This window comes from Endozoicomonas sp. ALB032 (genome assembly GCF_049310125.1).
Classification (GTDB): Bacteria; Pseudomonadota; Gammaproteobacteria; order Pseudomonadales; family Endozoicomonadaceae; genus Endozoicomonas_A.
The window spans coordinates 6790180-6804552 of the sequence record NZ_JBLYNW010000001.1 but is presented as its reverse complement, the minus strand read 5'-3'; the positions used below and the strand labels follow the sequence as shown (position 1 = coordinate 6804552).

At 38.7% G+C, this 14373-nt stretch carries 4 protein-coding genes; 2 read left to right on the top strand and 2 right to left on the bottom strand.

The features are described from left to right. Nucleotides 1-376: 376 nt before the first annotated feature. Complete coding sequence (locus ACO6VG_RS24640; RefSeq protein WP_422476105.1) at nucleotides 377-5425, bottom strand: hypothetical protein; 5049 nt, start codon at nucleotides 5423-5425, stop codon at nucleotides 377-379. Nucleotides 5426-5744: 319 nt separating this feature from the next. Between ACO6VG_RS24640 and ACO6VG_RS24635 the strand changes: the two genes are divergently transcribed. Further along, nucleotides 5745-6893, top strand: a complete 1149-nt coding sequence (locus ACO6VG_RS24635) for an RNA-guided endonuclease InsQ/TnpB family protein (RefSeq protein ID WP_422138625.1) — start codon at nucleotides 5745-5747, stop codon at nucleotides 6891-6893. Between the two features lie 262 nt (nucleotides 6894-7155). Here the strand turns inward: ACO6VG_RS24635 and ACO6VG_RS24630 are convergent, their stop codons facing one another. Continuing rightward, the gene (locus tag ACO6VG_RS24630) at nucleotides 7156-12093 is read right to left on the bottom strand and encodes a hypothetical protein (protein ID WP_422476103.1); all 4938 of its coding nucleotides are present in this window, start codon (nucleotides 12091-12093) and stop codon (nucleotides 7156-7158) included. A gap of 469 nt (nucleotides 12094-12562) precedes the next feature. Between ACO6VG_RS24630 and ACO6VG_RS24625 the strand changes: the two genes are divergently transcribed. Further along, nucleotides 12563-14371 carry a hypothetical protein gene (locus tag ACO6VG_RS24625; protein WP_422476101.1) on the top strand — a complete coding sequence of 603 codons (1809 nt, stop codon included), beginning with the start codon at nucleotides 12563-12565 and terminating at the stop codon, nucleotides 14369-14371. The last annotated feature ends 2 nt before the right edge of the window (nucleotides 14372-14373 follow it).

Sequence of the window (14373 nt, the reverse complement as noted above, 5' to 3'; positions counted from 1 at the left end):
TCCTTATAATTCTCTGAAATTTGGTCTATTGAGCGACACTGGCTGAGTACTCCTCATTAAAAACTGTATCGAGTGAATAGTAGCTTGTTTTAAAATCATCTGCTTTCCTATTAATGGAACTGATGTTTAGGTGAATAGGGCCAAATGGATTACAAGACGATAACCAGCCGCTTCAATGCGGTATCTTTGTCCATTCTCTGAAGCAAACAGTGGGATTTTTCGTTCAGGTCAGGCTCATATCATAAGTACCTAACCAGTTGGTTAGTGTGTCTGATACACCATGTAGCGAGACACTGGGAAGCCGGTAAAGTTACCTCATAGTCCCGATAACCAGCTTTTATTGACACACTGTTCAGTGTACGGGGAGGTTGATAACTTACATGAAATTGGCCGGTGTGCCTGGCAAGGTAAGAAGTGCTTCAGCTCTGGTTTGAATCATTAACGATAAAGGGCTGTGGTCTTGTAGTGTCTCACTGTCTGTTTCATTGGTTGAAACTGAAGAAGCGGGATCAGGTCTCATTCTTTTGTTAATTCCATCTTGGGAAAGATCTTCAAAAGACTCAGCATTCAGATTGTTTTTTGAAGAATTAACCTCCATGTTCAGAGGCGTTTCAATCCTTACTGCTGCATCAAAGTGTTCCTGAAGAGCTTCTGAACTGGGGGAGTGGATAAGATAAGCTGAAGACTGATGGGAGTCTGTCAGAATTTGGGAGACAAAGAGCTTGGCTTCATCAAAATTTTGGCTTAATAACAATTGTAAAAGCATTGCCCTTTGACTTTCAGAGAGATCAGGAAATTCATAATATTCGTCTTGTAACAGAATAGCCACAAGATTAGGGGCAAAACTTACCCAGCGCCTCAGGTCATAAATATCGTGATGAGACCCATGCTGACCTTGTGTAATCACCGGGAACCAGACACCCTGCGTAGGCACCAGCAATGCAATTAACTGGGTATCGCCAAATTGTTGCAATCTGGCTAAGGCCGATTGCGCGAAAGAGGCTGATTCAGTAATGACATTATTATCGAGAACGGCTGGAATAACGTCGGCGTCGATCCCCAATAGTAGCTCAAGCTCTTGCATCAGTTTTTCCTTGTCAGGATGGTCCTGAATCGTGGAAAAAATCTGACGCAGGCTGTAATCCATAATCTGCCTTATTGTTTGCTGGTCCCATGCACTTGCATACCCTGGCCGGTCATTCCGGTTGAATATCTCTGCAATGGACGAGTACATACAGTTACCATCACCATTAATTTTTATCAGCTCAAAACTGGTTTGAATCATTAATAATAGGGGGTCGTAATTTTCTAAAGTCTCACTGTCAGTCTCAGTGGATGATCCCGAAGAAACAGAATCTGACCTCATTCTTTTATTATTTTCATCGATGGAAAGAGCCGCAAAAGCCTCATCAACCTCTATATTCTGGAGAGTATCAATGCTTAATGCTGCATCAAAGTGTTCCATGAGACCCACTGAACCTGGGTAATGAATAAGATAAGCTGAAGCCTTATGGAAGGCTATCAGAATTTGGGAGACGAAGAACATGGCTTGATCGAAATTCTGCTTTAACAAGAACTGTAAAAGTGTTGCCCTTTGACTTTCAGAGAGATCAGGAAAGGTATAATTTTTGTTTTGTAACAGCATAGCCAAAAGGTTAGGAGCAAAATTGACCCAGCGCTTCAAATCATAAATCTCGTGATAAGGCCCATCGTGACCTTGTGTAATCACCGGAAACCAGATACTCTGTGTCGGCACTAGCAAGGGAATAAGCTGGACATTGTCAAATGGTTGCAATCTGCCTGAATCCGAATGAGCAAATGAAGCTGAATCAGTAATAACATTGTTATCGAGTAGCGTTAGAATAACATCTGCATCGATCCCCAATAGTAGCTCAAGCTCCTGCAGCAGTTTGTTTTTGTCGGGATGACCTTGAATAATTTCAAAAATCTGACGAAGGTTATAATCCATAATCTGCCTTACCCTATGCTGATTCCATTTGCCTGCTTGTTCTGACGGTCCATTCCTGTCGAATATCTCTGCAATGGACGAGTACATACAGTTACCATCATCATTAATCCTTATCAGCTTAAAACCTTCGGGGACGGGATTATGATGAGAATAGTAGGGTTCATAAATCTGTGTTTTGGGGTATCCTTTTTCCATCTTTTTATATAATTGCCCTGCTTGTTCCCTGATGCGTTTGTCTTCAATCATGCAGGCTTTATGAAAAGGTCTTACCAGCGTCTCTTTTGCTTTTTTGGCCTTTCGGTTTGTACTGTGACCTTTACCTCTAATGGCGTTTTCAGTTTCATAAACTTCACCGCAATGGTAACAGGTTTGCCTGAAACCGCCTTGTCCATTCGGAACATTAATCAGAAGCTCTGGAGTATTTCTCCTGAATAAAGAGATTAGTTCCTCGGTTTTTTCTTTACTGAAAATCTCTGGCTTTTGTTCTTTTTTGTTTAGAAAAGCTTGCAGTGAAGCTTTTATATCTTCATTTGTTGTTCGACTTAAGAACTTTTCCAAAATACTTAAGGTAAATTTATTTAAAAAATCATTGCTTTCAAAATCAAGATCACCGGAGGAATACTTTGCTGCTGGCAATATATGACTGAAAAATAGTTGAATGCGATTTTTCTCAGCATCAATAATTTTACGCATACCCCTGATACTAAACTGTAGGCTCTCTAATTCATTCTCATAAAAAGTAATGTCAGAAGCTTCTTTATAAAAAGGATCAAAGATAGTTTTTGCAAAAAGGAAATCAACGATTTGTAATGCATTAAAAGCTACAGAAAAACCTTTTTTGTTGGAAGCGTGGATGTCTTCGATGCTAAATTGATCCGGATTTTCTATAAGTTTTCTAACTATTTCAGAACTTGCGTCAAATTCGTTAGCGGTCAGAGTCCTGACACATAGTTCAATGAGATAGTTTAAAACAATACGATAAACGACTTCTCTCTTATCTGGATAATTGATTCTGGATAGGTATCTCAAGCTTGGCACCAGTTCTCCAATAAAAAAGTCTAAATCCTTGATAACCTTCTCATCAATATTTCCACTGATGAGACTTTCAAAAAAAATATTTTTTTCCTTAGTCATTGAATAATTTTCGTGACTTATAAGGAGAGCCATCTGAACTCTTTGCAGTAATAATTCTAGACGGGGCTGATTTGGCAACCACACATCGTTATGTGGTGTTAGTAGTGCTTTGGTAATAATGTTATTCCCTAGATTTGAAACGTAGTCTTTTTTAAGATTATTTGGAATTTTAAATTTATTTCTCGATAAGTCGTACATTGACATCAAAGCAAATTTTCTTTCAACATCTGACATGTCATCACTAATAGTAGGTATCCAGACATTGGCTAAACTTCCATACTGAGCTCCCCCCCTGTAGCGTTCTGTTGTCTTTTGCTTTTCTAAAGGTAAAATAAGTTTGTAGTGGTTAAGCATAGTATTAGCTTTTGCCAATTTCTTTTTTTCAGCTAAATGTATTTCCCATTTTATGGGTTTTCCTTTCTTGGCTATGTCTTCGACTTCCTCGCTTTCGTTATGTCTGTCGTTGTACGTCAGTCGACGAAGATTATCTGGAACATAATAGTTAACCGAACTGGCTATAGCATTTTCAAACGCTAGCCTTTCATAACCAGGGACTTTAACAATCAGTGTCAGGATATTATTTCTTATCTTTCCTTCTTTTTTCTTCTTTTTTGTATTCTTGCTCCTAATGTCATATAAAACGTTTTGAAAATTATGCTCGTTCAATTCTTTATTCTTATAATAAACAGTGGGTTCAACATTTTTTGGTATTTTAAATCCCGAACACTTTCTGGTCTTATATATCAGATCATTAAAATTTTTAATCGAGGTAGAGTGAAGTTCTACAAGCTGAGCTTCACCATGCATTTCGACAGGAATAAATATATCAGTCCTTATTGATTCTGTTTTCTCTGCATTATCGAACTCATCATCCATAATTAAATAATCAAAGCTTGGATCTTTGTCTGGCTTTATTCTTTTACGTACATTTTTTTTTATCTTATTACGATCTGTTTCAACATAAACAGAGGTTTCAATATCTTTTGCCCGAGTATTAACTTTGATTATTTCTTTTGTAATCACATCCTGAGTTTTCTCTCCATCAGTATTATGTGAAAGAATACCTTCTGATCTTATATCGAAGTCAGCTGTCAGAAAGTTGATAACATTTAAAATCTGCTCTTGTACAGAAAAATTTTCCGATCCATAGCGCACATGTCCGGAACAATGATGCCACCACCACTGGTCCATGCCACCATACATTTTGGGAGGGCCGTCACTGGTTCTTTGAGAATTTTTATAAGTTTGCATCAGACAGAGAACATGTCCATAAAGATTGGATACTCTTGGTGCATATTGAACATAAATGTCTGGTCCTTCGTTGCCAATATTGTCAAAATAAAACTCTATTCTAAAAAATGCATCTTTCCACCAACCATAGGGTGCTACAAAATCCAGAGATACCTTAAACATATTTTCTTCACTGATACTGAATCTAAACTTCTTTGGATACCTCTTTTCAAGAAAGTTTTGAAGCCTATCAATAGCGATATAAATTTCTCTGGCTCTGGATGCCGAATTTCTTTTGGGTGATATTGCACTAGGTTTGAATCTTTTAAAGCGGTATGGGTAGATTATCTTATCTCCATCTTGTAAATTTCCCTGCCGAATTATATTGACATGGGTCAAAATAAATTCTCCTTTGCGAACTAGGTGTAGTCTCTTGTCTGTAAATTCGTCTCGCAAGTGTAGCAGGTGTTTTTTATAATCTGGATGGTCTTTTGGACATATTGAATCATAATCAAAGTCTTTGTTTTTTGACCCCTTAATATTACGCGTTATTTTATGATTAAGATTTCGGTCTTCAAAAAACAGATTTACCGAATTCATATCTGTTATGGGCGTTTGCTCAGTTCTTTTTGATATTAATCTGTCTACATATTTTTCAACAGCATTAACTGCCTTATTACTTTTATCAAGTTTTGCTTTATCTATATTTGTTATTGGTGTTTGGTTGATAGAGTCTACTTTACCATAATGAATCATTGCCTGAACAAGATTAAACGTTCTTAGCAGGGTGTAAGGTATACCAAACTTGGCGGTATTATCACTAGCCTTCACCCCCATTGTCTTAGCGATTTTCCTGTTTTTTCTTTTAAAAAAAAGATTTATTTTACTTCTGTCAATAGAAGTCATCACTTGATTTATGTAATATTCAGATTGCACATACAATTTTTTTTCTCTAAGTTCTCGATCAAGTTCTTCATACTCTTGAAGGGTAAGTTGTTTTAGTATGCTTTTTTGATCTTCGTTTATTGCAAGCGCACTCGCTGAAATCAGGTTTATCGATAAAACGATAAGAGGAACACTTTTTTTATTCAATTTGGTCAACACTGTAAAAACCATACTTAGTAAGCCTTACAATATCTTGAAATTTTATCTATTGAACGTCACAGGCTGAGTATTCTTTACTGAAACCTTTAGCGAGTAAATAGTAGCTTGTTTTAAAAACATCTGCTTTGCCATTACTGGAACTCATGTTTAAGTGAATAAGAGCCTATGGATTACACGACGCTTACCTGAACCTGCGTAAAGCATCGCCCAATCGGGCGGTGATATAAGCAACAAGCCCGTGTAGGCCTTGCAGAACCGGAAGCCTTAATTATTTACAGGCGCTTATCGTTTCTGTAATATTCCTGCCATGAAAACTAAACGTGCCTACAAAGAACGATTCTACCCAACGCCGGAACAGGAAATACTTCTTGCCCAGTCGTTTGGTTGCGCCCGTTTTGTCTATAACAACACCCTCCGTTTTCGCACTGATGCCTACTACAAAGACGGGCAATCTATCTCCCATTCCGAGGCAGAAAAGCGGCTTGTGTCGCTCAAGACAGAGTTCCCATTTCTGGCAGATGTATCCAGTGTCATCCTGCAACAAACACTCAGGGATCAGCAGGAAGCCTTCAAGAACTTTTGGGCTGGCAGGGCGAAATACCCTAAGTTCAAAAAAAGACATTCAAGACAAAGTATGCGGCTGACAAAGGCTGCTTTCAGCGTTAAAAACGGCCACCTGTTTATAGCGAAAAGCAAAGAGCCTCTGAATATCTGCTGGAGCAGAGAACTGTCTTCTGAGCCTTCCAGTGTAACTATCAGCAAAGATCGGGCAGGCCGGTACTTTGTTTCTATGTTGTGCGAATTTGAAGCTAAAGCAATGCCTATTAGAAATAAGACAGTGGGCATTGATTTAGGTTTGAATGATCTGTTCATCACTTCAGACGGCGAAAAATCCGGTAATCCAAGACACACCAAACGCTACGAGCGAAAGCTCGCCTACCTTCAGCGTCAATTGTCGAAAAAGCAGAAAGGTAGCAGCAACAGAGCTAAAGCAAAGCTCAAGGTTGCTCGCATTCATGCAAAAATTGCCGATTGCCGGATGGATGCTACTCACAAGGCATCCCGCGAATTTATAGACGAGAACCAAGGGGGCGGCCATCCGCTTGTTTGCGTAGAGTCTCTGAACGTGAAGGGTATGATTCAAAATCCAAAGCTGGCCAAGCACATAGCCGATGCAAACTGGGGAGAATTTGTCCGACAGTTGCAATACAAGGCGGAGTGGGCAGGAAGAAAGGTTGTTCAGATTGACCGGTTCTTTCCAAGCTCCAAGCGTTGCTCCGGCTGCGGGTTTGTCCATGAAAGCTTGCCGTTGTCTATTCGTGAATGGGAGTGTCCAGAGTGCCGCACTCATCACGACCGGGACATTAACGCAGCAAAGAATATCAAAACCGCCGGGCTGGCGGGGTTAGCCTGTGGAGCGACTGGAACGGGGATGGCTGCGAAAGCAACCATCTAGGGAAGGCGTGACGAAGCAGGAAGGTTCTTGGAGCGATCTAAGAACCCTCGCCCGATAGGGCGGGGAGTGTCAGCAGCCGCCTCATTGCAGCTATCTTTGTCAATTCTATGAAAGAAACAGTCGAATTTGTCGTGTAGTTTAGGCTCGTCTGGAAGGGGTGCTGAAGCGGTATGCAGCCACATAGGAAAGCCGTTAAGTTATTCGTAATCCCGATTACCGGCTTTTGGTGACAACCTCTTGAGCGGGCAGGGAGGTTGTTAACCTATAGAGTATTGGTTGGTGTGGTGTGGACTGCAAGCCTGGCTTGAATCATTAACGATAGGAGGTTATGGTCCTCTACAGTTGGTGACGAATTAAACTCCACATTTGGGGGCGTTTCAATGCTTACTGCCGCATCAAAGTGTTCCAGGAGAGCTTCTGAACTGGGAGTGTGGATAAGATAAGCTGAAGACTGATGGGAGTCTGTGAGAATTTGGGAGACGAAGAGTATGGCTTGATCAAAATTTTGGCTTAACAACAACCGTAAAAGTATCGTCTTTTCACTGTCAGAGAGATCAGGAAAATCATAATTTTTGTCTTGTAACAGAATAGCCAAAAGATTAGGAGTAAAGCTTACCCAGCGCTTCAGGTCATAAATCTCGTGATGAGAGCTTTGGTGACCTAGTGTAATCACGGGGAACCAGACACCATGAGTTGGCACTAGCAATGCAATCAGCTGGGCATCGCCAAATTGTTGTAATCTGGCTAAGTCCGATTGAGCGTAAGAAGCTGATTCAGTAATGATCTTATTATCGAGAATGGCTGGAATAACATCAGCGTCGATCCCCAACAGAAGCTCAAGCTCTTGCATCAGTTTTTCCCTGTCAGGATGGTCCTGAATCGTGGAAAAAATCTGACGAAGGTTATAATCCACAATCTGCCTTATTGTTTGCTGGTCCCATATGCCTGCTTGTCCTGACCGCCCATTCCGGTTGAATATCTCTGCGATAGACGAGTACATACAGTTACCATCACCATTAACTCTTATCAGTTCAAAACTGGTTTGAATCATTAACAATAAGGGGTCGGGATTTTCTGATGTCTCACTGTCAGTCTTATTGGCTGAAACCGAAGAAACAGTATCAGACCTCATTCTTCTATTATTTTCATCGATGGAAAGAGCTTCAAAAGTCTCTCCAACCTCGATATTCCGGGAATTTTCAATGCTTACTGCTGCATCAAAGTGTTCTATGAGAGCTACTGAACCAGGGTAGTGGATAAGATAAGCTGAAGACTGATAGGAAGCTTTCAGAATGTGGGAGACGAAGAGCTTGGCTTGATCGAAATTCTGGTTTAACAACAACTGTAAAAGTGTTGCCCTTTGACTTTCAGAGAGATCAGGAAAGGTATAATTTTCGTTTTGTAATAGCATAGCCAAAAGGTCAGGAGCAAAATTGACCCAGCGCCTCAGGTCATAAATCTCATGATAAGGCCCAGCCTGACCTTGTGTAATCACCGGGAACCAGACACCCTGTGTCGGTACTAGCAGGGTAATCAGCCGGGCAGCGCCAAATTGTTGCAATCTGTCTGATTCGGGGTGGGCGAAAGAGGCTGAATCAGTAATAACATTGTTATCGAGGATCGCTGGAATAATGCCAGCATCGATCCCCAAGAGTAGCTCAAGCTCCTGCATCAGTTTGTGTTTGTCGGGATGAGCCTGTATCGTGAAAAAAATCTCACGAAGATTATAATCCATGATCTCTCTTACTGTTTGTTGGTTCCATTGGACCGCTTGTTCTGACCATGCATGCCTGTTGAATATCTCTGCAATGGACGAGTACATAGAGTTACCATCGCCATTGATTCTTATCAGCTCAAAACCGTCGGGAACAGGGTTATAGTGATAATCAGGACCATATAGCTGTTTTTTGGGATAGCTCTTTTCCATCTCTTTAAATAATTGCCCTGCTTGCTGCCTGATGCGTCTGTCTTCTTCCATGCAGGCTCTGTGAAAAGGTCTGACGAGCGTTTCTTTTGATTTACCCGTGTTTTTGTTTTTACGACTCCCTTTCCCTCTTATAGGTTCTTCAGTTTGATACAGTTCACCACAATGGTAACAGGTTTGTACGAAACTACCTTGTTCATTCTGTGCATTAATAAAAAAATTCGGAGAATTTTTCCTGAATAAAGTGATTAATTCCTCCGTTTTTTCTTTACTGAAAATATCCGACTTTTGTCCTGTTTTTTTCAGGAAAAGTTGCAGTGAAACTTTTATATCGTTATTTGTTGTTCGACTTAAAAATTTTTCCAAAATACTTAAGGTGAACTTATTTAAAAAATCGTTGCTTTCGAAATCAAGACCACCCGAGCAATACCTAGCGGCTGGCAACAAGTGACTGAAAAATAGTGGAATAAGATTTTTCCCACCATCAATAATTTTATGCATACTCTTGATGTTAAGCTGAAGACTTTCTAGCTCATTCTCATAAAAATAAAAATCGGAAGCCTCTTTATAAAAAGGATTAAAGAGGGTCTTTCCGAAAAGGAAATCAGCAATTTGTAATACATTAAAAGCTACAGAAATATCTTTTTTGTTAGAGTTGTGGATGTCCTCCAGGCTAAATTGCTCCGGTTTTTCTATAAGTTTTTTGACTATTTCAGAGCTTGCGTCAAATTCGTTAGAGGTCAGAGTCCTGACACAAAATTCAATGAGATAGTTTAAAACAATACGATAAATAACTTCTACTTTATCAGGATTATTCATTCTTGATACATGTCTCAGGCTTGGAGCCAGGTACCCGATAAAAAATCCCAAATCCTTGATAACATTCTCATCAATATTTCCACTGATGAGACTTTCAAAAAAAACATTATTTTCCTCTGCAATTGAGTAGTCCTCATTACTGAGAAGGAGAGACATTTGAACTCTTTGCAACAAAAATTCCAAATTGGCCTGAGTTGGCAACCAGACATCGTTCTGTGGCGTCAATAATGATTTGGTAATAATATTGTTGCCAAAGTTTGAAACGGAGTTTTTTTTGAGATTATTTGGAATTTTAAATTTATTTCTTGATAAATCATACATTGACATCAAAGCGAATTTCTTTTCAACGTCTGACATATCATTTCTAATAGTGGGTATCCAGACATTGGCGAAACTTCCATACTGAGCTCCTCCTCTGTAGCGTTCTGTTGTCTTTTGTGTTTCTAAAGGTAAAATAAGTTTGTATTGATAAAGCATATTATTAGCTTTTGCCAATTTCTTATTTTCAACTAGGTGTATTTCCCATTTTATGGGTTTGCCTACCTCAAATATGTAAGCTGGCTTGTGACAATCGAGCGGCTGCTGACACGGGTTTTCTGGAATATAATGCGTGAGTGAACTAGCTTTAGCCTTTTCAAAAGCTCGACTTTCATAATCAGGGACTTTAACAATCATCGTCAGGGCGTTATGCTTTTTTTTGTGTTTTTTTATCATTTTTTCTTTTTTTATATATTTTTTATTCTGATTCCTTATGCCATCCCAAACCCTTTTGTAATTATTCTCATCCAGCTTTTCATTGTTATAATAAATAACGGGTTTAATATTTTTTGGTATTTTAAATTCCGACTTCCTTCTGGCTTCATATATCAGATCATCAAAATCTCTAATTGAGGTGTAATCAAATTCTACAATTTCAGCTTCAGCATGCATTTCAACTGGAATAAAAATATCTGTCCTTATTGATTCTGTATTCTTTGTGTTATCGAATTCTGCATCAAACTCGTCATCAAAAAACAAGTGATAAAAAGCCGGGTCTTCTCCATCTTTTAATCTTGTATTTACACTTTCTTTTATCTTATTATGATCTGTTTCTACATAAACAGACTTGCTGGCCATTTTTGCCTGATTATTGACTTTGATTATTTCTTCTGTAATTAAATCCTTGGTGGGCTCTCTATAGTTATTGCTAGAAAGAATACCTTCTGATCTAATATTGAAGTCAGCGATCATATAATTTATAACGTTTAAAATAAGCTCTTCTACAGTAAAAATGTCCGATCCATAGCGCACACGTCTGAAACAATTTAACCACCACCATTTGCTATAGCCGGGATTGAATCTTTCAGAATTTTTATAAATCTGCATCAGGCAAAGACTTTCACCATAAAGATTGGCTACCCTTGGTGCATATTTAACATAAACTTCTGGTCCTTCGTTGCCAATATTGTCAAAATTAAACTCTATTCTAAAAAATGCATCTTTCCACCAACCATAGGGTGCTACAAAATCCAATAAAACCTGAAAAAAATTTTGTTCATTGATACTGAGTCTAAATTTGTTTGGATACCTCTTATCAAGGAAGGTTTGAAGTCTATCTACAGCAATATAAATCTCTCTGGCTCTGGATGCGGAGTTTCTCGTGGGTGATGTTGATTTAGGTTTAAATAATCTGGATTTATCCAGGTAGATTATTTTATCGCCATCTTCTAAATTTCCCTGCCGAATTATATTGACATGGGTCAAAACAAATTCACCATTACGTAGCAGGTGCAGTTGATGATCCGGATGGTAGTCTGGATTATCTGCTAAGCGAATTAGATGATATAGATTGTTGTTTGGGTATACTGATTGAAAATTAAAGTCTTTATTTTTTTCTGTCTTAATAATACTTGTTCCTTCTTTTTGATGACTTCGGTCCTCATAGAACAGATTTACCAATCCCATATCGGTTGTGGGCGTTTGCTCAGCTCTTTCCAATAATTTGTCTACATAGTCTTCAACGACACTGGCTGCTCTATTACTTTTATGAAGCATTACTTGACCTGTATCGGCTATTGGTATTTGCTTAGTAGGTTCTACTTTACCATAGTGAATCATTGCCTGAACAAGATTAAACGTCCTTAGTAGGGTATAAGGCATACCAAACTTGGTAGTATTATAACTAGCCTTAACCCCCATTTTCTTAGCTATTTCCCTGTTTTTTCTTCTGAAAAAAACATTTCTTTTTCTTCTATTAACACCTGCCATCATTTTATTAATGTAAAATTTAGCCTGCACATACAATTTTTTTTCTTTAATTTCTCGATCAAGCTCTACATACTCTTGAAGGGTCAGTTGTTTTAGTATGCTTTTTTGATCTTCGGTTATTGCCAGAGCACTCCCTGTTATCAGGTTTATTGACAACAGGATAGTCTTAATACTTTTCTTATTAAATCTGGTAAATGCGGTAAAAACCATACTAAGTAATCCTTGTAATTTCTCGAAATTTTGTCTATTGAACGTCACTGGCTGGGTACTCTTCACTAAAATCTTTAGCGAGTGAAGGGTAGCTTGTTTTAAAAGTATCTGCCTTACTATGATTGGAACTAAAGTTTATTCTTATTTGATCCTCTTTTATATCGGAGGAAACTACTCCGTCCAGGCTGATTTTTTCGAATTGGGTTCTATGATGAATCATAATTTTTACGTATAACGTTGAGTGTTCTTCATTCAGTCCATACAGTTTCAGGGTTTTTTCGGGAAATATATGACATGGTTTCAGATCAGGCTATTGTTATTCAACAAAAACATGTCCTGTCATACTGATGTGTCTCAGTGAAAATGAACTACTATATCTGTTTTATTTCAAGCCAACAGTTATATCCCATTAAAAAATTGTTGATATGAGTTGCGCTTATCGCTTGTATCACAGGAGGTCTAATACATTATGAAGCTAAAAAGCTTCCACAAAAATTCTACAGCAACAATGTGTTTAATAGCAGTAATGCTTAGTTTTATGGCATCATTTATCTGCGCTACAGAAGTCGAAATGGGTGACAGGGAGATCAACCCCGGATCTTCTTTAATCAAATGGTTTCTTGCGTTGAACAAAAGGCCATACAGCTTTATTCCCTATGACCCAAGGTTGATTTTGGCAACAATAGCCGAAGAAGGTACAGATGACTTTGCCTATGTACTGGAAGTAACCAGAGAGCTTGGTAATGATAAAGCTTTTAGCAACATTCCTGTTGAACTGATAGTGCAAAGCACTGAATCTCAAAAAAAGGAGATCTATCGTGCTTTTTCTGAAGCTTCTGATTTGAAAATTAATTGGATTTATAAAGATGAACGGCAGGAATACTTGACTGGATTAATGCAGATGGAGTATGCAAGCTTTTCCCTTTTTCTGTCTACCTGGTCAGGAATGAGAGTCCCCAAAACATCCAATTGGTTGGGAATTGGTCACTTTTCTAATATTGAGGCTATGGATAAAGGCTTGGACGTTAGTATTACTGACGATTTATTGTTAACAGAAAATTATTATCAGAGTTCTGGTGTTAATAATTTTGCTAATCTGACATTGAGTCGTCGAAATAGAAGGTTCCTCTCAGACCCAGAACATTATAATCATAATGTTAATCATCCCTACTTGAAATATTCCCTTGATTCAGCTCAGGATAAATCCTGTATTGCATCGCCAAAATTTGGCTTGGGTGAACTGCACCTTGGGTTGCCTTTTAACTCTGAGTTGATCGAAAAAATTGATGATTACGAAATGTCAGTCGACAAAGCATCAACTTCGCTGCATCAAGATTTAAAGCAATTACTGCAAGATAAGCCATGGCTGGGATATGCTCTTACGGGGCATCGTGATTTGAATACTCAGGCAGAAACTATCCAGAACGTGTCGTATTATACTGCTTATTATCAAGATGAAGCCTTCTTGAAAGAGTATCTGGACATTATCAGAAGAATAGAGCCGGGTGAAATAAAAATTGTTACCCCCACTAAATCGACAATATTAAGCACGCCAGCCTTTAGGGAAATGTTGTATGAAATGGGCTTTAGCACTATACATTACAAATCAAGAGGTGGGTCTGGCATCTATTTTCAACGCATTGGCTCTGAATATAGAAAAATAACTTTTATCAATCCTGGTTTTATCGATAACGAGCGTGCTTATAATGCTCTCGCCTACTTCTCTCAGCCACTCACTCTGGTTACAGGAGATATGAGCCTGATCAAGGCCATCACAATGAATAAGATTCCTTTTTACGAATGGCATTACTTTCAAACTGATGTAAATAAGCATCTCCAATCACTCTGGAAAGGCACAGGCCTTGAGTCATTTTTTGTGAATGATTATCAGCCGGAAATAAAAGCAGCAGCACTTAACCAGTTTAACCTTGATTCACCGCTTCGTCGTGAGATAAACAGGCGAATTATTAGTGCGCACAACGCCATGCCCGGTCTACTTGATGTTATATGGTTGGTCCATCGTCCCAGTCATGCACTCTGGAATCTTGATACACAGGTCAGAGAGAGATTGGAGAATGGGCAGAACGATGAATTGTTCCATGAGATCAAACAGACGGAGAGTATGGATATACGGGATATTTTGGCTACCAAAGTGCTGATTCAGCACAGTCGTGATCAGAGTACGGGCTTTAATCAATACCAGCTTGACGAATTATTCATGTTAATTCAGGATCCAAGGCTCAGAGAATACCTGATACCATTGCTAAACAAACATTAGCA

Coding starts and splice junctions, on each gene's coding strand:
- ACO6VG_RS24635 (WP_422138625.1), top strand. CDS start 5,745: ATGAAAACTAAACGTGCCTACAAAGAACGATTCTACCCAACGCCGGAA.
- ACO6VG_RS24630 (WP_422476103.1), bottom strand. CDS start 12,093: ATGGTTTTTACCGCATTTACCAGATTTAATAAGAAAAGTATTAAGACT.
- ACO6VG_RS24625 (WP_422476101.1), top strand. CDS start 12,563: ATGAAGCTAAAAAGCTTCCACAAAAATTCTACAGCAACAATGTGTTTA.